Origin of the sequence: Pseudomonas citronellolis, assembly GCF_900112375.1 — a bacterium.
GTDB classification, from domain to species: Bacteria; Pseudomonadota; Gammaproteobacteria; order Pseudomonadales; family Pseudomonadaceae; genus Pseudomonas; species Pseudomonas citronellolis.
This window is the reverse complement of sequence record NZ_FOLS01000010.1, coordinates 1-20,605: the sequence shown is the minus strand read 5'-3', so window position 1 is coordinate 20,605 and position 20,605 is coordinate 1. Positions and strand designations below refer to the sequence as shown.

Sequence of the window (20,605 nt, the reverse complement as noted above, 5' to 3'; positions counted from 1 at the left end):
CGCACCAATGTGGTGCGCATCTTCAGGGAAGGCTTCTTAAGAGGGCGTGCGAAAATTCGCTGGGTTCAGGGGCGCGATGCCAGGGCGGGCCGCTCGCCGGCGTCGCTTTCGGCGACCGATACGCGCTTCATGTGGAACGGCTGGTTGGGCGTCTGTTCCAGGGTCTGGCCGCGCTGGTCGAGGATCTCCACCGACAGCTGGTGAGTGCCGCGATCGAGGTTGTGCAGGGGGAACACCGGGCTGCGGCTTGGCTCGCCCACCGGAACGCCGTCGAGGAACAGCCGGTAGCTGTGCCCGGGCAGCAGGTTGGGGTCGCTGGAGACGGTGACGATCAGCTCGCCGTTGTTGGCGCGGACGGTGGCGTCGGGCTCGGGCACCAGGATGCGCAGCACCTGGTATTGCGGCGGTTGCGGCGGCAGGGCCGAGGCGGCGGGCGCGTACAGTGGCGGGGGCATGTTCGGCATGCCGTTGGGCGGCGCCAGGTTCAGGCGCTGGGCGTTGCTGCGCTTGGGCTGGTCGGTGAAGACGCGGTTGCCGTCCTTGTCGATGTAGGTATAGACCTCGGCGCTGGCCTGGAACGCCGCCAGCAGAAGCAGGCCGAGCAGCAGCGGGCGTTTCATCAGTTGCCGCTCCTCGGCATGGGCCTGACGCGCGCCGGGCTGTTGGTGCTGATGCGCTGCAGGGTGAAGCTGACCGGCGCACTGGATTGCAGCACGCGGTCGCCCTGCACCACGTCCACCGAGAGGCTGTGGTCGCCGCGTTCGAGGTTGTTCAGGCTGAAGCGCGTGGAGCTGCTGGGCGCGCCGTAGGGCTGGCCGTCCAGGCGCAGTTGCAGGCGGTCGCCCATGGCCAGTTGCGGCTGGATGGCCACCTCGATGTCGAAGTTGCCGTCGTTGGCGCGCAGGGACTCCTCGTCGGGCAGCCCGGTGATGGCCAGGATGGCGTAGCGGGCCTGGCGCTGCTCGCCATCGCCGCTGCCCATGGGCGCGCCGGGCTGCTGGGCGCCCACGGTGTTGGTCGGCGGCAGTTCCACTGGCTTGGCGTCCACGCCGCTGGGCGGCTGGTTGGTGAATACCGTCTTGCCGTTGGCGTCGGTGTACTTGTAGATCTGCGCGCTGGCCGGCACGGCCAGGGCGAGCAGCAGGCAGAGGACTGGCACGCGCATGCGTGATCTCCCGGAAGACAATGGGCTAAGCCTTGCATCGGCGCCGACGGGTGGCAAGTGAAACGCCATCACGCCGCCGGGTTTGCGCGGGAGTTAACAGTGCGCAGCCGACGGAGTGCTGCTGCTTTTGTCGAACTTATTTGATATCTAGCGTGGTTTCGTTGTTGATCTCTGCGTTTTCTGACAAATGTCAACGGTACTTCCCGGGGCATGGCTTGAGATAGGCGCACCGAATCGTACGCGCGCCCCTTCGCCGGGGCGCCCGGAGTGAACGCCATGTCCATCCCTTCGCCACGCTGCCTGCGGGCCGGCTCCTTCAGCGGGAGGCGCCGAGCATGACCCTCCTGCTGCCGCTGTTCATCGCCCTGCTGCTGGTGGCCTTGCCGCGCCTGTTGCCGCTGCCCGTCGTCAGCACCGCCAGCGTGCCGGCCGGCGCCGCCGCGGCCACCTGGCACGCCTGCGAACTGCCCGAGCCGCCGTCGTTGCCGAAGCCGCAGGCCAGCACGGCGCCGAACAACCTGCTCTACCTGCCGCTGGGCCTGCACCCGGCCGATCGCTGCCTGCACGGGCCGCTGGTGGTGGAGGGGCTGGTGCGCATCCGCCCGCCGCTGCAGTTCTGGCGCATCTGCGCGGGCGAGATCCGCTTCGGCGACTGTTCGCGCACGCCGACCGGGATCGTCGCTGCCGGTAGCGGCCGGCGCCAGGTCGAGGAGGGCGAGTACCGCGTGGCCGCCGGCGGCTGCCTGGAGGGCGACCTGCTGGTGCGCGGCGACCTGTATCTCGGCCGCTATTCCCGCGTGCTCGGCTCGGTGCGGGTCGAGGGTGGCGTGTGGATGGACGAAGGCGCGGAAGTGGCCGGCGCCATTCTGGCCCGGGGGTCGGTGCGCGTCGGCCGCCGCTCGCGCGTCGCCGGGCCGCTGAGCGCCGGGCGCAGCGTCAGCCTGGGGCGCGATTGCGTGGTCGGCGCGCAGGGCTCGCCGACCAGCATCAACGCCGAGCGGGTGCGGATCAACGAGGGCTGCAAGGTCTATGGCCAGGTGACGGCCGAGAAGGGCGCCCAGGTCAACGCCCGGGCCGGCGCCGAGGCCCCGCGCGAGCCGGTCTGAACCGCGCCGGCGGCCTCAGATGCCCCCGTCGGCGGGCTCGGCGTGGTCCTGCGGGCCTTCCTCGCGCGGCTTGCGCATGCGTGAGAGCTGCACGTTCAGGCGCGGCATGGCCAGTTCCAGCCCGGCCTTGTCCAGCTTCTGGCGCAGGCGCAGGTTGAAGGCGCGCTGCACTTCCCACTGGCGGATCGGCGCGGTCTTGAAGCGGAAGCGAAGGATCGCCTGGCCATTGTCGAAGCTCTCGACGCCCTGCATTTCCAGCGGCGACCAGATCGCCCGGTTGATGGTGCGGTCGTTGCGCAGCTCGCTGGCCACTTCCTTCACCAGCGCCAGGGCGTCGTCGATCGGCATGCTCGCCGGCACCGGCCAGCGGAACATGGCGTAGCCGAACTGCCGCGAGTAGTTCTTGATGCTCTTGATCTCGCTGAACGGGATGGTGTGCACCACGCCGTCCAGGTCGCGCAGGCGCACGGTGCGGATGGTCAGGCCCTCGACCGTGCCCAGGTGGCCGCCGACGTCGACGTAGTCGTCGATCGACAGCGAGTCCTCGATGATGATGAACAGCCCGGTGATCAGGTCGGCCACCAGCGACTGCGCGCCGAAGCCGATGGCCAGGCCGATGACGCCGGCGCCGGCCAGCAGCGGGGTGACGTTCATGCCCATGTTGGCCAGGGCGACGATCAGCGCGATCACCGCGATGGTGATGAACAGCACGTTGCGGATCAGCGGCAGCATGGTCAGCGCGCGGGTGTTGGCGCGGTTCTTCCCGCCCAGGCCGAGGCTGTGCTGCACCGCGGTGTCGGTGAGAATCCAGATCAGCCAGGCCACCAGCAGGGTACTGCCGAAGCTGATCAGCTTGAGGCTGATCTGCGAGCCGTCGCCCTCGGCGAAGCCGATCAGCGACATGCCCCAGACGCGCAGGCCCACCTCCAGGAACACCAGCAGGGTGGCCAGGTGCAGCAGGGTGTAGCCGAAGTTCTGCAACTGCTCGATGTAGGGTGCGCTGCGCCGGCTGCTGCGTTGCGCCGAGCGCAGGTGGGCGCGGCGGATCAGGCCGTTGACGGTCATCGCCACCACCGCGATCAGCGCGCACAGCAGGGCCCGGCGCAGGGCATAGCTGCTGTCGCCGGCGGTGACCACGGTGGCGAACAGCGAGATGCCCACCAGCAGCAGGACCGGCACGTACCACAGCGAGCCGACCAGCTCCACCAGCTCGTGCAGGCTGCGGCGCTTGAGGCGGCGCTCCAGCGGCTGGTTGCGGATCAGGTGGGCGATGGGCCGGCGGAACTGCAGCACGAACAGGGCGGTGAACAGCGCGGCGCAGATGTTCGCCAGCGAGCCCACGGTCAGCGCGATGTTCTGCCCGAGGCTGTCGGTCACCCGCGGGTCGTGCATCACCTCGCCCAGGGCGGCCAGGCTGCCGATCAGCCACAGCGGGCGGAAGGCGCGGCGCCGCAGGATGTCCAGGGCGCGCGTGCGGTGCGGGCCGCCGAGCAGCGACAGGGAGATCACGCAGAGCGCGGAGAACAGCGTGCCGCACACCAGCACGTAGGCGATCACCATGGCCAGCAGCTTGCCCAGGGAGCTGGGCAGCACCACGGAGAGGTACACGGTGATCAGGAAGGCCACCAGCCAGGGCCCCAGCTTGCGCAGGGCGAACAGCAGCAGGTCGCGGGTCTTGGGGTGCTGCGGCAGCTCGTCGGCCAGGCCGAAGCGCTCGCGCATGCGCCGCGCCAGCCAGCGCAGGCCCAGGGCCAGGCAGGCCCAGAGGAGGATCACCAGGGAGAAGTCGAGGATCATCCCCGGCCATTCCTGCCAGGACGGCGTGCGCTCCTGCAGCTCCACGCCGGCCTGCTGGAACAGGCCGCTCCAGCGCAGCGTCGGGCTGTTGGCGCCTTCGAAGCGCTTCTCCAGGCTGCCCAGGGTGTCGCCGAGCAGGCCGAGCACGCCGCTCTGGTCCTCCGCGCCCTTCTTGGTGGCGTCGCGCAGCTGCTTGAGCTTCTTCAGCAGGTCGCTGCGCTGCTGGTCGTTCTCCAGAGTCTTGATCACCTGGTCCAGCGACTGCTGCAACTGGGCGTCGCTGACCTTGGCATCGCTCCCGGTCACGCCGGGGATGCTCGGCAGCGCGGCGGACGCCGGCCCGGCGAGGAGCGGGCCCAGGCTGAGGCAGCACAGCAGCAGGAAGCGGCGAAGAAGATCGGTCACGAACGGGTACTCCGGAGCAGGCGAAACTCGGCACATCATACAGATGCCGGGGGCTGAGCCGAATTGGAGGGGAGGTGCTCGCTTTGTAGGAGCAACTGTCTTGCGCCGAGGCGCTCTTCGTAGGATGGGTTGAGCTTGCGATACCCATGCTACCGTGGTGATGGGTATCGCTTCGCTCAACGCCATCCTACGAAAAGCCATGCTTCCCTGGAACTGTAGGAGCGAGCTTGCTCGCGAAGGGGGGGGGCAGGTGGGCTGGGTGTTTCGGTTTGACGCCGTTCCCTCTCCCCAGCCCTCGGCTGCGTGCCCCGCCCTGAAGGGAGAGGGGGCTTGTCCGTGCCGAGAAAGGATATGGTGTCAGCCGGGTACTCGGTACAAGCCGGCTAACTCCAGAACATCCAGCTCTGCCCAACGGTCCCCTCTCCCTTCAGGGAGAGGGTTAGGGAGAGGGCGTTCTTCAGGATGCGCACAGTCCCCGCCGACAGAACTCCTTCGCGAGCAAGCTCGCTCCTACGAAAAGCGACAGTCCGGGGCACCAACAATAAAAAAGGCCTCCCGAAGGAGGCCTTAATGTTGCCGCTACTTATAGGTATTCGTGGATCAGACGCTGTAGTACAGGTCGTATTCCAGCGGGTGCACGAAGGTGCGCACCTTGATTTCTTCCTCGGACTTCAGCTCGATGTAGGCGTCGATGAACTCGTCGGTGAACACGCCGCCCTTGGTCAGGAACGCGCGGCCCTTGTCGAGTTCTTCCAGCGCCTCTTTCAGGCTGCCGCAAACCTGCGGGATTTCCTTCGCCTCTTCCGGCGGCAGGTCGTACAGGTTCTTGTCGGCGGCGTCGCCGGGGTGGATCTTGTTCTGGATGCCGTCCAGGCCGGCCATCAGCAGCGCGGCGAAGGCCAGGTAGGGGTTGGCAGCCGGGTCCGGGAAGCGCGCTTCGATGCGGCGGGCTTTCGGGCTGGAGACGTAGGGGATACGGATCGAGGCGGAACGGTTGCGGGCCGAGTAGGCCAGCATGACCGGGGCTTCGAAGCCCGGGACCAGACGCTTGTAGGAGTTGGTCGACGGGTTGGTGAAGCCGTTCAGGGCCTTGCCGTGCTTGATGATGCCGCCGATGAAGTACAGGGCGGTGTCGGACAGGCCGGCATAGCCTTCGCCAGCGAAGGTGTTCTTGCCATCCTTGGAGATGGACATGTGCACGTGCATGCCCGAGCCGTTGTCGCCGTACAGCGGCTTCGGCATGAAGGTCACGGTCTTGCCGTAGGCGTCGGCGACGTTGTGCACGCAGTACTTCAGGGTCTGGACTTCGTCGGCCTTGGCCACCAGGGTGTTGAACTTCACACCGATTTCGTTCTGGCCGGCGGTGGCGACTTCGTGGTGGTGAACTTCGACCACCAGGCCCATTTCTTCCAGGGCGTTGCACATGGCGGTACGGATTTCGTGGTCGTGGTCGACCGGCGGTACCGGGAAGTAGCCGCCCTTCACGCCCGGACGGTGGCCCTTGTTGCCCGACTCGATGTCGGCGTCGGTGTTCCAGGAAGCCTGCTCGGAGAAGATCTTGAACATCGAGCCGGAGATGTCGGACTTGAACTTCACTTCGTCGAAGATGAAGAACTCCGGCTCCGGGCCGACGAAGACGGTGTCGCCGATGCCGGTGGACTTCAGGTATTCCTCGGCGCGCTTGGCGATGTTGCGCGGGTCGCGCTCGTAGCCTTGCATGGTGCTCGGCTCGATGATGTCGCACACCAGGATCAGGGTCGGCTCTTCGGTGAACGGGTCCAGCACGGCGGTGCTGTCGTCCGGCAGCAGGATCATGTCGGAGGCTTCGATGCCTTTCCAGCCGGCGATGGAGGAGCCGTCGAACATCTTGCCGGCTTCGAAGAAGTCATCGTCCAGCGCGTCGCGGGCCGGCATGGTGACGTGCTGCTGCTTGCCTTTGGTATCGGTGAAGCGCAGGTCTACCCACTTCACGTCATGGTCTTTGATCAGTTGGTGCGACTTGTACGACATGCTGTCCTCCAGGAGGGATTAGAGCTGGGAGCTTTCTGTGCCCCAGTATCGGGTGATGCCGGCCGGAATACTCCGCCAGGGCAACCTGCCTCACAAGAGAGCAAGTAGCGTGCCAGTGCCCGATTTTGGACAGAGCCCCGCGCTACAGGGCTTTGCGTACGGTAGCTGGCGCGAATGACGGAATTGTTGCACCGATTTGGTGCTACGCAATGGTGCGTGCGTCCATTTTGGTGCACTAAAAAGAATCTGCGCCCGACTGCTCAAGTCTTGAGCAATTTCGGGTATAATTCCGCCCCTTTTTTTCGTCCTTTCGCGTTCGCGCCTGTCCCGCATGAAACTCATCGTCAAGGTCTTCCAGGAAATCACCATCAAGAGCCGGCCGGTGCGCAAGCGCTTCATCCGCCAGCTCGCGAAGAACATCCGCACCGTGCTGCGCGACCTGGACCCGGCGCTGCTGGTCGAGGGCGAGTGGGACAATCTTGAAGTGGAAACCCGGGTGACCGACGCCAAGGCGCTGCGCGAGATGATCGAGCGCCTGACCTGCGTGCCGGGCATCGGCCACTTCCTGGAAGTGCACGAATACCCGCTGGGCGACTTCGACGACATCCTCGAGAAGTGCAAGCAGCACTTCGGCCACCTGCTGCCGGGCAAGGTCTTCTCCATGCGCTGCAAGCGCGCCGGCAAGCACGCCTTCACCTCCATAGACGTGGAACGCTACGTCGGCGGCGGCCTGCGCCAGCACTGCGGCGCGGCCGGGGTATCGCTGAAGAACCCGGAAGTGCAGGTGCGCGTGGAAATCCGCCACGACCGCCTGTACGTCATCCACGCCCAGCACGAGGGCCTGGGCGGCTACCCGCTGGGCGCCCTGGAGCAGGTGCTGGTGCTGATGTCCGGCGGCTTCGACTCCACCGTGGCGGCCTACCAGATGATGCGCCGCGGCCTGATCAGCCACTTCGTGTTCTTCAACCTCGGCGGCCGCGCCCACGAGCTGGGCGTGATGGAAGTGGCCCACTACCTGTGGGAGAAGTTCGGCCGCTCGCAGCGCGTGCTGTTCGTCAGCGTGCCCTTCGAGGAAGTGGTCGGCGAGATTCTCACCAAGGTCGACGACAGCTACATGGGCGTGACCCTCAAGCGCATGATGCTGCGCGCCGCCAGCCGCGTGGCCGAGCGCCTGGAGCTGCACGCGCTGGTCACCGGCGAGTCGATCTCCCAGGTGTCCAGCCAAACGCTGCCGAACCTCTCGGTGATCGACCGGGTGACCGACACCCTGGTGCTGCGCCCGCTGATCGTCAGCCACAAGCAGGACATCATCGACACCGCGACCAGGATCGGCACCGCCGAGTTCGCCAAGCACATGCCCGAGTACTGCGGCGTGATCTCGGTGAACCCGACCACCCAGGCCAAGCCCTACCGCGTCGAGCACGAAGAGACCAAGTTCGACATGGCCGTGCTCGACCGCGCCCTGGAGCGCGCCACGCAGATGACCGTCGACCGCGTCATCGACGAGCTGGGCAAGGACCTGCCGGTGGAAATGGTCGGCGAAGTGCTCCCCGGCCAGATCGTGGTCGACATCCGCCACCCCGACGCCCTGGAAGACGAACCCCTGGTGCTGGAAGGCATCGAAGTGCTGGCCATGCCGTTCTACGCGATCAACAGCAAGTTCAAGGAACTGGACCCCAACCGCCAGTACCTCCTGTACTGCGACAAGGGCGTGATGAGCCGCCTGCACGCCCACCACCTGGTCAACGAAGGGCACACCAATGTGCGGGTCTATCGACCTGCAGGCGACAGGCCGCAGGCGGCAGGCGGCAGGCAGTGATAGGCGCCCGACCGACCCGCAATGCGGTGGAGCCGCAGCAACTGCGGCCTCCCGACCCTGTAACCGGATTTGCACAAATCGCCTGCAGCCTGACGCCTGCAGCCTGAAGCTTTCTTTATCGAGACAGACACCGTGATCGAAAATCTCCGCAACATCGCCATCATCGCCCACGTCGACCATGGCAAGACCACCCTGGTGGACAAGCTGCTGAAGCTGTCCGGCACCCTCGACCGCAAAGAAGCGGAGTCCGAGCGCGTGATGGACTCCAACGACCAGGAAAAGGAACGCGGCATCACCATCCTGGCGAAGAACACCGCGATCAAGTGGAACGGCTACAACATCAACATCGTCGACACCCCCGGCCACGCCGACTTCGGTGGCGAGGTGGAGCGCGTGATGAGCATGGTCGACTCCGTGCTGCTGGTGGTCGACGCCCAGGACGGCCCCATGCCGCAGACCCGCTTCGTGACCCAGAAGGCCTTCAAGGCCGGCCTGCGCCCGATCGTCGTGGTCAACAAGATCGACCGCCCCGGCGCGCGTCCGGACTGGGTCATCGACCAGATCTTCGACCTGTTCGACAACCTCGGCGCCACCGATGAGCAGCTCGACTTCCCGATCGTCTACGCCAGCGCCCTGAACGGCATCGCCGGCATGGACCACGAGAAGATGGACGACAACATGGACGCCCTGTTCCAGGCGATCATCGACCACGTCCCGGCCCCGGTGGTCGACGTCGACGGCCCGTTCCAGATGCAGATCTCGCAGCTGGACTACAACAGCTTCCTCGGCGTGATCGGCATCGGCCGCATCACCCGCGGCAAGGTCAAGTCCAACACCCCGGTGGTGGCGGTCAGCGACGACGGCAGCAAGCGCAACGGCCGCATCCTGAAGATCATGGGCCACTCCGGCCTGCAGCGCGTCGAAGTGCCGGAAGCCGAAGCCGGCGACATCGTCTGCGTCTCGGGCATGGAAGAACTGTTCATCTCCGACACCTTGTGCGATCCGCAGAACGTCGAGGCCCTGCCGCCGCTGACCGTCGACCAGCCGACCGTGAGCATGACCTTCCAGGTCAACGACTCGCCGTTCGCCGGCAAGGAAGGCAAGTTCGTCACCAGCCGCAACATCAAGGAGCGCCTGGAGAAGGAACTGCTGCACAACGTGGCCCTGCGCGTCGAGCAAGGCGACAGCCCGGAGAAATTCAAGGTCTCCGGCCGTGGCGAGCTGCACCTGTCCGTGCTGATCGAAACCATGCGCCGCGAAGGCTTCGAGATGGCCGTGGGCCGTCCGGAAGTGGTGATCATCGAGAACGAGGCCGGCGAGAAGCAGGAGCCCTACGAGAACGTCACCATCGACATCGAAGAGCAGCACCAGGGCTCGGTGATGGAACAGATGGGCCTGCGCAAGGGCGATCTGAGCAACATGATCCCCGACGGCAAGGGCCGCGTGCGCCTGGAATACACCATCCCGGCGCGCGGCCTGATCGGCTTCCGCAACAACTTCCTGACCCTGACCTCGGGCACCGGCATCCTGACCTCGACCTTCAGCCACTACGGCCCGATCAAGGCCGGCGAAGTCAGCAACCGCCAGAACGGCGTGCTGGTCTCCATGGCCACCGGCACCGCGCTGACCTACTCGCTGGAAACCCTGCAGAGCCGCGGCAAGCTGTTCCTCGGCCCGGGCGACGAGATCTACGAAGGCCAACTGGCCGGCATCAACAGCCGCGACAACGACCTGGTGATCAACCCCACCAAGGGCAAGAAGCTCGACAACATGCGCGCGTCCGGCAAGGACGAAGTCATCGCCCTGGTTCCGCCGATCCGCTTCACCCTGGAGCAGGCGCTGGAATTCATCGCCGACGACGAGCTGGTGGAAGTGACGCCGAAGTCCATCCGCCTGCGCAAGAAACTGCTGAACGAGAACGACCGCAAGCGCTACGAACGCGCCAAGGTCTGATCCCGACCGCAGCATGAAGAAGGCCCCGCCGGAGCGATCCGGCGGGGCCTTTTTCATTTTTCCGTGGCGCCTGCCCGGCTTGCGATGCGCATCCTGAAATGCTCGTCCGGCTCGCTCACGCAGCGCCGGCAAGCCTTGCACTGAAACATCCGCTTGCCCTGGTGCCGGCCGTCGACGAAGCCCATGCGGAAAAAGTGCTCGTGGTTACCGCAGCGTGGGCATTTCAGGGCGGGCAGTTCGGGCCGCATGCCCAGCTTGACCTTCGCCTCCCATTCGCCGCTGGGGTCGAGCCTCAGCAGCCACTGGCGGAACGCCCTGACCCAGCGGGACAGCATCCTGTGCGACACCCCCAGCCGTTCGCTGGCATTGGCTATCGAGCGTTGTTGCGACAGCAGGGGCAGGAACGCCTCCAGCTTGTCGCAGCGCAGGAAGCTCTGCAGCGCCGTACCGGTACGCCGGTTGAAGCCCTTGCCGCAGTGCCGGCAATTGAAATAGGGAATGCCGTTCGGCGGCCTGCCCCGGTAGCGCAACACCACCTGGTGGCTACCGCAGTGATGGCAGGGCGGCGGTGTTGGGTCCTTGGACAGGACTTCGTCGATGTGCCGTTGCAGGAAGGCGGTCAGTGCGGGGTCTTCGTGCCGGGGGATGTCCTGGCCACGGTCGAGGATGGGCAAGGCGTGGTCGAGTTGGCGGCGGGGCATGGGGCGGGCTTTGCGTGACATCGGAGCGCTATTTGAGCTGCGGCGCCGGCACCTTGTGAATGTGCTCCGTGGGTGACTGGGCATAGTTCGGAAAAGGCCTACGCAAGGAGGCTGGAACTCCTCAAGGCCCCATGCCGAGTAGGGGAATAGAGTCCGCCGGGTCAACGATTACCCCGCGCGAGCCCCCCGATATGGACATCCGCCGCCCCCTCTATCAAGCCATCGCCAGCGCCCTGGCCGGCATCCTGTTCCTCGAGCCCATAATCGCGACCGCCGCCCAGTTGGCGGTGGATGCGGCCGCCGGCGGCAACACGCAGATCGGCGCGGCGGGCAACGGCGTGCCCATCGTCAACATCGCCACGCCCAACGGCAGCGGCCTCTCGCACAATAAATTCAGCGACTACAACGTCGGCCAGCAGGGCCTGATCCTCAACAACGCCACCGGCAAGACCGCCAGCACCCAACTGGGCGGGATCATCCTCGGCAACCCCAACCTCAAGGGCCAGGCGGCGCAGAAGATCCTCAACGAAGTCACCGGGGCCAATCCCTCGCAACTCAAGGGCTACACCGAAGTGGCCGGGCAGGGCGCCCACGTCATCGTCGCCAACCCCCACGGCATCACCTGCAACGGCTGCGGCTTCATCAACACTCCGCGCGCCACCCTCAGCACCGGTAAACCGATCCTGGCCGGCGAGCGTCTGCAGGGCTTCGACGTGGATGGCGGTGAAATCGCCATCGAAGGCGCCGGGCTCAACGCCAGCAACCTCGACCAGTTCGAGCTGATCACCCGCAGCGCCAAGCTCAACGCCGACCTGTACGCCAAGCAGCTCACCGTGGTGGCCGGGCGCAACACGGTGGATGCGGAAAGTCTCGCCGCCACCGCCAAGCCCGGCGACGGCAGCGCCAAGCCGCAACTGGCCATCGACAGCTCGGCCCTGGGCGGCATGTACGCCAACACCATCCGCCTGGTCGGCACCGAACAGGGCGTGGGCGTGAGACTGGCCGGCAACATGGCGGCCAGCGCGGGCGACATCCGCATCGACGCCAACGGCAAGCTGCAGCTGGCCCAGGTGGCGGCCAGCGGGGACCTGGCTCTGAAGGGCCAGGACGTGGCACTGAACGGCCCGGCCTATGCCGGGGGCAGTGCCAGCGTGCAGGCCAGCGGGGCGCTGAGCAATGCGCAGAGCCTGGCGGCGGGTTCGACCCTCGAACTGACGGCGAACCAGCTCAGCAACAGCGGCGTGATCGAGGCCGGCGTCAATGCCGACAACAGCCGCAACGCCCGCGGCGACGTGGCTATCGACGCGCAGAGCCTGCGCAATAGCGGCAGCCTGATCGCCACGCGCCAGCTGCAGGCTCGCGCCGCCGTGCTCGACAATCGCAACGGCCAGATCGGCGGCCAGCACATCCACATCAACGGCGGTGCCCTGGACAACCGCCTCGGCCTGTTCGCCGCCGAACAGAGCCTGCGCCTGGACCTGGCCAGCCTGGACAACAGCGGCCAGGGCACCCTCACCAGCCGCGGCACCCTGCACGCCAACCTCGCCGGCAAGCTGGACAACAGCGCCGACGGCCTCATCCACAGCGCCGGCAACCTCACGCTGGCGGCGCAGCACATCGACAGCAGCCAGGGCGAAATCTCCACCCAGGCCGATGCCGACATCCGCACCCGGCAACTGAGCCTGCGCGGCGGGCGCCTGCTGGGCAACGGCGCGCTCGGCCTCGACCTGCAGGGCGGCGACCTGGACAACAGCCAGGGCGGGCTGCTCAGCGCCGGCACCCTGCGCTTCAAGCAACTGGGCACGGTGGATAACCGTGGCGGCGAAATCTCCAGTCAACAGAGCTTCGCCCTCGGCGCCCGGCTGCTGGACAACCGCGACAGCGGCCACATCATCAGCGCCGGACGGCTCGACCTGCAGGCCGACCGGCTGCTCAACGCCGGCCTGGGCCTGCTGTCCGGCTGGCAGGGGCTGAGCGTCGGCGGCGGCAGCCTGGACAACAGCCAGGGCGGCACCCTCTCCAGCAAGGCCGGCGCGCTCGCCGTCAGCCTCGCCGGCGCACTGAACAACGCCAGCCAGGGCGCCCTGGTCAGCCAGGGGGACCAGCGGATCAGCGCGGCCAGCCTGGACAACCGCGGCGGCATCGTCTCCGCCGAGGGCAACGTCGAACTCGCCATCGCCGACACCCTCGACAACCGCGACGCCGGCCTGATCGACGCCCAGCGCCGGCTCGACTTCAGCCACGCCGCCACCCGGCTGCTCAACCAGGGTGGGCAGATCAGCGCCGGCAGCCTGCTGCTCAAGGGCCGCAGCCTGGACAACAGCGGCGGCCAACTGCTCAGCCAGGGGGCCCTGGAGGCGACGCTGAGCGGCGCGCTCATCAACGCCAACAACGCCCGCCTGAGCAGCGGCGCCGGTCTGCTGCTCAAGGCCGCCAGCCTGGACAACCGTGGCGGCCAGCTGTCCAGCCAGTCCACCCTCGAGCTGATCCTCGGCCAGGGCGGCCTGGACAACCGCGACCGCGGCACCCTGGCCAGCCAGGGCGCGTTGCGCATCGAGGCGCTCGGCGGCCGCCTGCTCAACGGCAACGACGGCCTCGTCCACAGCGGCGACAGCCTCAGCCTGCGCGCCGCCGGCCTCGACAACCAGCAGGGGCAGGTTTCCAGCCAGGGCGACGCCAACCTCGCCCTGAGCGGTGCGTTGAACAATGCCAGGGGCCGCATCCAGAGCGACGGCGGCAGGCTCGACCTGGGCGCCGCGAGCATCGACAACAGCGGCGGCGTCCTTAATGCCGCCCTGGGCCTGCTCAGGATCGTCACCGGCTACTTCGGCAACGATGCCGGCGTGGCCCAGGGCGTGGACCTGGACGCCAGGGCCAGCGGCGGTATCGGCAATGGACAAGGGCATCTCGCCGCCACCGCCGGCCAGGCCAAGATCGACACCGGCGGCGCAGCCCTGGACAACCGCGACGGTGGTCTCTACGCGGGCAACCAGCTGACCCTCGCCGCCGGCGACTTCCTCAACGGCAACGGCAAGGTCGGCGCGAAAGGCATCGACTTCAGCCTGCGGGGCGCCCTGAACAACGACGGCGGCCTGATCGAAGCCGGCGACTGGCTGAGCCTCGACGCCGCCAGCCTGAGCAACGCCCAGGGCCGCCTGCGCGCCCTGGGCCAGAGCGGCAGCACGCGGATCGCCACCCGCGGCCTGCTCGACAATCGCCAGGGCACCCTGGAAACCGCCGCCGACACCCTGCAACTGAGCGGCGGCGCCCTGCACAACGCCGGCGGCACCGTGTTGCACGCCGGCAACGGCCAGTTCCTCGTCGACCTGGGGCAACTCGGCCAGGCCGGCGGCCACTTCATCACCCAGTCCGCGCTGGACATCAACGCGCCCGACTGGACCCTGAACAGCAGCCTGCAGGCCCGCCAGCTCACCCTCAACGTCGACCGTCTGCAGCTCGGCAGCGACGGCCAACTGCTGGCCGTGCAGGGCCTTGGCGGCAGCGGTGGCCACTGGCGCAACGACGGGCTGATCGCCAGCGACGCCGGCCTGAGCCTGAACCTGAGCGGCACCTACAGTGGCGCCGGGCGCCTCACCAGCCTGGGCGAGCTGAGCCTTGGGGCGAACCAGATCGAACTCGGCACCGCCGCCAGCATCGCCGGCGGCAGCGCGGCCAGCGTCAACGCCAACGGCCTGAGCAACCACGGCCGCATCAGCTCCGCCGGCGACCTCGGCGTGCGCGTCGCCAGCCTCGACAACTTTGGCAGCCTCGGCAGCGCCGCCGGGCTGCGCGTGGAGGCCGGCAACCTGCTCAACCAGGGCGGGCTGCTGTTCAGCGGCGGCGACATGGCGCTGCGGGTCGGCACCCTCAGCAACCGCGCCGGCGACCTCTACAGCCTCGGCAACCTGCACATCGCCGCCAACGACCAGAACGGCTGGGCGGCCAAGGTCGAGAACGTCTCCGGCAGCATCGAAAGCGCCGGCGCCCTGACCCTGCTGGCGCAAGACTTCGACAACCGCCGTGGCGACGACTTCCGCATCGGCCAGCGCATCATCGCCGGCAACATCCGTATGTATGCCGACGACATGTGCGACGGCAAGGGCTGCGAATTCCGGTTCCAGTCCTGGGAGCGCTACGAGGACGTCATCACCCAGGACTCGCCCCAGGCGACGATCACTGCCGGCGGCGACTTCGTCTTCCGCGGCGGCGCCTTCGCCAACCTCTACAGCAGCATCGCCTCGGGCGGCGACATCGACATCCAGGCCGCCCGCTTCCGCAACCAGGGCGCGGCCGGCGGCGTGGAGCGGCACCTGGACGGGGCCTTCTACACCCGCACCGACGCCTACTACTGGACGTTCCGCAGCAACCAGGAACTCTACAACCGCTACAACGACCCCAACTCGCCGGACTACGACCCCGGCGCCCTGAGCCGCCAGCAGGTGCTGGAGTCCGGCGGCTACCCGGAACACAACTTCCACAACCTCATGATCTCCGAGGTGCAGGTGTCCGGCACCCCGGCGGCCAGCGCGGTGATCCAGGCCGCGGGCAACGTCAGCATCATCGCCAGCGAGCAATTCGACAACAGCGTGGTGCGCCGCGACGCCGGCGCCCAGAGCATCGACCCGCGCGACGTGAGCACGGCCACCGGCGCCGCCACCGGCCAGTTCGCCATCACCTCGCAGCTGCCGCCGGACCTGGCGCAGCAGCAGGTCAACCCACTGGAGCTTCCTGGTTTCAGCCTGCCCAGCGGCAGCAACGGCCTGTTCCGCCTCAGCGGCCAGGACGCCAGCGCCGGCGCCCAGAACGGGCCCGATCTCGCCGGCCTCGGCCTGGGGCTTTCCCGCGTCCAGGGCGTGCCGGGCAACGCCGCGCCGGGCAACAGCCACAAGTACCTGATCGAGACCAACCCCGAGCTGACCAGCCTGAAGAGCTTCCTCAGCTCCGACTACCTGCTGGGCCTGCTCGGCTACGACCCGGACCAGGCGCAGAAGCGCCTGGGCGACGGCCTCTACGAACAGCGCCTGATCCAGCAGGCGCTGGTGGCCCGCACCGGCCAGCGCTTCATCGACGGCATGGCCAGCGACGAGGCGCTGTTCAAGTACCTGATGGACAACGCCATCGCCTACAAGGACAGCCTCAACCTGACAGTAGGTGTGGGCCTCACTGCCGAACAGGTGGCGGCGCTGACCCACGACATCGTCTGGCTGGAAGAGGCCGTGGTGAACGGCGAAAAGGTACTGGTGCCGGTGCTCTACCTGGCCCAGGCCGACAACCGCCTGGCGCCCAACGGCGCGCTGATCCAGGGCCAGAACCTGAGCCTGATCAGCGGCGGCGCACTGAACAACGCCGGCACCCTGCGCGCCAGCGGCGACCTCGGCGCCAGCGCGGCGAACATCGGCAACAGCGGCCTGATCGAAGCGGGCAAGCGCCTCGACCTGCTGGCCACCGAGAGCATCCGCAACACCGCCGGTGGCATCCTCAAGGGGCGCGACGTCAGCCTCACCGCGCTGACCGGCGACGTGATCAACGAACGCAGCCTCACCACCCTCGACCTCAGCGCCGGCAACGACCGCATCCACAAGGAAATCGCCAACGCCGCCGCCCGCATCGAAGCCAGCGGCAACCTGGCGATCAACGCCGGGCGCGACCTGCTCAGCGTAGGCAGCGCGATCCAGGCCGGCGGCGACGTCCACCTGCAGGCCGGGCGCGACCTGCGCCTGGAGGCTGCCGGGGAAACCGACAGCGCCGATTTCCACAGCCGGCGCATGCAGGGCAGCCTCGCCAGCACCACCCAGCACGCCAGCGACATCAGCATCGGTGGCAACCTCGATGCCAGCGCCGGCCGCGACCTCAGTGTCATCGCCAGCCACATCGACGCCAAGGGCGACATCGCCCTGGGCGCCGGCCGCGACGTCACCCTCGCCTCGGCGGCGAACGAAGACCATAGCCAGACGAAGTACAAGGGCGGCGGCAAGAAGGTCGAGCAGCAGGCCGACCAGGTGCGGCAACAGGGCGCCAGCCTGAGCGCGGGCGGGGACGTGGTCGTCAGCGCGGGGCAGAACCTCACCCTGGTGGCCAGCCAGATCAGCGCGGGCAACGAAGCCTACCTGGTGGCCGGCGACAAGCTGGAACTGCTGGCGGACTACGACAGCGACTACGCCCTGTACAGCGAGGAGAAAAAGGGCGGCTTCGGCAGCAAGAAGACCCAGCGCGACGAAGTCACCGACGTGAAGGCGGTGGGCAGCCAGATCAGCGCCGGCTCCGACATCACCCTGCTCAGCGGCGGCGACCAGAAATACCAGGGCGCGAAGCTCGAAAGCGGCAACGACATCACCCTCCTCAGCGGTGGCTCGGTGACCTTCGAAGCGGTCAAGGACCTACACCAGGAAAGCCACGAGAAGAGCAAGGGCAACCTGGCCTGGCAGTCCGCCAAGGGCAAGGGCCAGACCGACGAGACCCTGCGCCAGAGCCAACTGATCGCCCAGGGCGAACTGGCGATCAAGGCGGTGGAAGGCCTGAAGATCGACATCAAGCACATCGACCAGAAGAGCGTCGGGCAGACCATCGACGCCATGGTGCAGGCCGATCCCAACCTGGCCTGGTTGAAGGAAGCCGAACAGCGCGGGGACGTGGATTGGAACCGCGTCAAGGAGGTGCACGACTCCTTCAGCTACAGCAGCTCGGGGCTGGGCGTGGGGGCGCAGTTGGCCATCGCCATCGTGATGGCCGCCTACGTCGGGCCGGCCGCCCTGAAAGCCATGGGCGGCGGCGCCGTCGCCGCCGGTGGCGCGGCCATTGCCTCGGGGGCCGCGATCAACGCCTCGATCAGTCTGGTGAACAACCGCGGCGACCTCGGCGCGGTCTGGCAGGACATCACCTCAAGCGATGCCCTCAAGGGCTATGCCATCTCCGGCATCACCGCCGGCCTGACCCAGGGCTACTTCAACGACTGGACCGGCGCCCCCAGCGACATCACCGGCAAGATCACCATCGACCTGGGCTCCCTCAAGGGCATCGGCCAATTCGCCGCCAGCCAGGGGCTGCAGAACGGCACGGCATTGGCGCTGGGCCGGATCATGGGGCAGGGCGGCGACCTGGGCGATGCCCTGCAGAGCACCCTGCTCAATACCCTGGCCGCCGTCAGCTTCAACGCCGTGGGCGACTACACGAAGGGCGTCTACGCCGACGGCAGCATCCAGAAGGTGATGATCCACGCCATGGTCGGCGGCCTGCTGGCCGAGGCCAGCGGCGGCGACTTCAAGACCGGTGCCCTGGCGGCGGGTGCCAACGAAGCCCTGGTGGACCAGCTCGACACCTGGGTGGGCGGCGACAAGTTCCTGCTCGACATGACCTCCCAACTGGTTGGCCTGCTGGCGGCCTCGACCCTGGATGGCGCCGATGCGCAAAGCCTGCAGACCGGGGCCTGGGTGGCGCAGAACGCTACGCAGTACAACTACACGCTGCACGAAGAGAAAGCCCAGACAGCTATCGAAGAGGCCCAGCAACGCTGCGAGGTCGATCCTGCTTGTCCGAGCCAGGGTAAGAGCGTCGATCAACAGCAAGCGCTCGACGCGCTGCGGGCATTGGCGGCCAAGGATGAAAAGGCGGTCCAGAGCCTGGATAAGGACACCCTGGCCTTTGCGTACTACACGCTGCGCCGAGACCCGAACGTCCGATCCGAGATATTCCTCCCCGACACACCCCTGGAGCACGGGCTTGACTGGGGGCAGGTCGTCATAGACCTGGGATACCCCACTCCGACTGGCAAGGTGGGTGGTGCCGTCAAGGTGACGGAGAAGGTCAGTGCCGAGGTCATTGAGGCGCTGGGGAAGAAGTTTGGGGATGATTTAACTAATATTGCAAAAGAGGCTGGGAGTGCGTCTTTTGGTGAAATTAAGACTGTCCTTGAGTCTGCTCAAGTTCCTTACAAGGGCAGTACTATAGTCGGCCATGCACTGTCTAAGCATGCCGGTAGAAACCCAGATATCTGGGGTAAGACTACAGGAGCAATGAGTACGTGGAACGATCAGGCAATGAAACATTTGCGTGAAATCACACGGGCCCCAGGAGATTTCAAAAAAGTTACGACAGATAAAGGGCTTGCCTTCATGGAAAAACGACTACCTGATGGCCGTGGTGTTCGATTGAACATGGATGGAACTTTCAAAGGTTTTATTGACTAATAGCTTATGACTGAGTCTTATGAAGTTGTTTTTCAGCAAGTTGCGGTAGGTGATTTGCTTGAGCTTTTGAATGCTATAGAGGTGAGTTCTGAAGTGCTTTCTGATCTGGGTGTCTCGGAGAGCCTTGGGGATATTCTATTGGCTGAGATCGACAAGAAATTGATTGATGGAATTGTTTCTTATGAAGGAGATATATGTCTGACTGGGCGGCTTTATAAATTTAATGTATCGAATGAAATATGTCTGCCCTTTGTTTTTTTAAGAGTGATCAAATATGCGAATGGCATAGATGTTGAATTGTCTTTTGACGATACTCGGCTTTTTGATATTGGAGGTCTGATGCGTGTTATGCAGATATACGCGGATGGGCTCTCGAAAAAAATTAATATGGTAGGTTTTTATGGTGGTTTAGAACCGGCCATAGACATTGATACTCGGTACTTTACTGGTGATGTTTTGGGGCCTTTGGGCTAGTTGGTTTCTATGGTGGGTTGGAGTAATGCCCAAAAGAGGGCAGATTTATTTCTCCTGCTCTAAAGTTGGTTGGCTGGGCAGGATTGGAGTGCGGGAAATAAATCTTTTCCATTCTTATGGGTCAATTAAATATCTGATTAAGTAGAGTTGGGTATGTTTGACAAGCAGGTTTATGAGTTGACTATTAATGATCTTGCTTGTTATGGGGTTTGGTTCTTTCCTATGGATGACACTGTAGAGGATGAGCTTACTGTGCGGCCTCTTTTGGATATGGAGTGCTGCACTGACTTTCAGTTGATTGTTCGGGCCAGTTTTGAGGGGGATGGATATAGGTATTCTGGATATTTATATTGGGATGGTAGTGGGAAAGTAGAGTATTTAAAGCCCGTAGTGCTTCTTGAGGATGATACTGCTGTTTCGTTTTGGGCTGGGATAGCTAAACCATCATGGGAGGAGTATCCGGAGAAGGCCAAGGAGTTGAGAAGTGCTTTGCCCCTCTCTTATGTCTCAGACTCTCTCCCTGGGTTGCCGGAGATATCTGGAGTACTTGAAGGCCTTGGGTACATAGATGGAGACACAGTTTGCTGGGTAAGATAAATTTCACGATTTCACTGGGTCGAAAAAGAGAGGGGCCGAAAAGGGGACAGATTTGAATGGCACTTACTTAAGCGCTAAGCGATTGATTCAGAAAAGAAAGGCTGCTCTTGGTCTACGGTGATGGTTGCGAACACACACCGAGCCCAAGGAGCAGCCCAGATGAATCCTAGGCGCCAAGCCGTCATTCATCAACAGCAGCGCGCCCGTCGGCATACATCGAATACGGACGCTTACGCCTTCTTCAACCTGCTAACCGGCCCTGAATTATTCGAGCATGTCGAGTCGTTGCTGCCGTTTCATCGGGAGCGCTTGTTCCCGCCGACAGAGACGTTGTCCATGTTCATGGCCCAGGCCTTGAGTGCCGACCGTTCCTGCCAGAAGGCGGTCAATGAGAT

Annotated in this window: 11 protein-coding genes and 1 pseudogene; 7 read left to right on the top strand and 5 right to left on the bottom strand. The window is 65.4% G+C overall.

The annotated features are described in order from the left end of the window. Window positions 1–65 precede the first annotated feature (65 nt). Complete coding sequence (locus BM060_RS11200) at window positions 66–620, bottom strand: DUF4124 domain-containing protein (RefSeq protein ID WP_074980089.1); 555 nt, start codon at window positions 618–620, stop codon at window positions 66–68. Then, window positions 620–1,165 carry a DUF4124 domain-containing protein gene (locus BM060_RS11195; protein ID WP_074980086.1) on the bottom strand — a complete coding sequence of 182 codons (546 nt, stop codon included), beginning with the start codon at window positions 1,163–1,165 and terminating at the stop codon, window positions 620–622. Before BM060_RS11195 ends, BM060_RS11200 begins: the two co-directional genes overlap by 1 nt. A gap of 335 nt (window positions 1,166–1,500) precedes the next feature. On the opposite strand from BM060_RS11195, the gene BM060_RS11190 reads away from it, so the two are divergent. Further along, window positions 1,501–2,271, top strand: a complete 771-nt coding sequence (locus tag BM060_RS11190; RefSeq protein ID WP_074980084.1) for a bactofilin family protein — start codon at window positions 1,501–1,503, stop codon at window positions 2,269–2,271. Window positions 2,272–2,286: 15 nt separating this feature from the next. On the opposite strand, the gene BM060_RS11185 is transcribed toward BM060_RS11190, so the two are convergent. Beyond that, complete coding sequence (locus BM060_RS11185; RefSeq protein ID WP_074980081.1) at window positions 2,287–4,509, bottom strand: mechanosensitive ion channel family protein; 2,223 nt, start codon at window positions 4,507–4,509, stop codon at window positions 2,287–2,289. A gap of 564 nt (window positions 4,510–5,073) precedes the next feature. Then, window positions 5,074–6,483 carry a glutamate--ammonia ligase gene (gene glnA, locus BM060_RS11180; RefSeq protein WP_074980078.1) on the bottom strand — a complete coding sequence of 470 codons (1,410 nt, stop codon included), beginning with the start codon at window positions 6,481–6,483 and terminating at the stop codon, window positions 5,074–5,076. A 331-nt stretch (window positions 6,484–6,814) separates the two neighbouring features. On the opposite strand from glnA, the gene thiI reads away from it, so the two are divergent. Both thiI and typA read left to right on the top strand, forming a co-directional pair. Continuing rightward, entirely contained in the window at window positions 6,815–8,302 is a 1,488-nt protein-coding gene (thiI, locus tag BM060_RS11170) for a tRNA uracil 4-sulfurtransferase ThiI (RefSeq protein ID WP_074980075.1), read from the top strand. A 132-nt stretch (window positions 8,303–8,434) separates the two neighbouring features. Beyond that, window positions 8,435–10,255 (top strand): translational GTPase TypA, encoded by a 1,821-nt coding sequence (gene typA, locus BM060_RS11165; protein ID WP_009613807.1) that lies wholly within the window; start codon window positions 8,435–8,437, stop codon window positions 10,253–10,255. Between the two features lie 53 nt (window positions 10,256–10,308). On the opposite strand, the gene BM060_RS11160 is transcribed toward typA, so the two are convergent. Further along, window positions 10,309–10,956, bottom strand: a complete 648-nt coding sequence (locus BM060_RS11160) for a DUF746 domain-containing protein (protein WP_074980072.1) — start codon at window positions 10,954–10,956, stop codon at window positions 10,309–10,311. Window positions 10,957–11,147: 191 nt separating this feature from the next. Here BM060_RS11160 and BM060_RS11155 point away from each other — a divergent pair, with 191 nt between their 5' ends. The 4 genes and pseudogenes from BM060_RS11155 to BM060_RS11145 all read left to right on the top strand — a co-directional run. Next, complete coding sequence (locus tag BM060_RS11155) at window positions 11,148–19,139, top strand: two-partner secretion domain-containing protein (RefSeq protein ID WP_074980069.1); 7,992 nt, start codon at window positions 11,148–11,150, stop codon at window positions 19,137–19,139. Window positions 19,140–19,145: 6 nt separating this feature from the next. Continuing rightward, entirely contained in the window at window positions 19,146–19,613 is a 468-nt protein-coding gene (locus BM060_RS32325) for a Cdi1I family immunity protein (protein ID WP_135500013.1), read from the top strand. A 153-nt stretch (window positions 19,614–19,766) separates the two neighbouring features. Beyond that, window positions 19,767–20,210, top strand: a complete 444-nt coding sequence (locus BM060_RS11150; protein ID WP_074980066.1) for a hypothetical protein — start codon at window positions 19,767–19,769, stop codon at window positions 20,208–20,210. Between the two features lie 159 nt (window positions 20,211–20,369). Next, window positions 20,370–20,605, top strand: a pseudogene (locus BM060_RS11145) (IS4 family transposase); the annotation flags it as partial.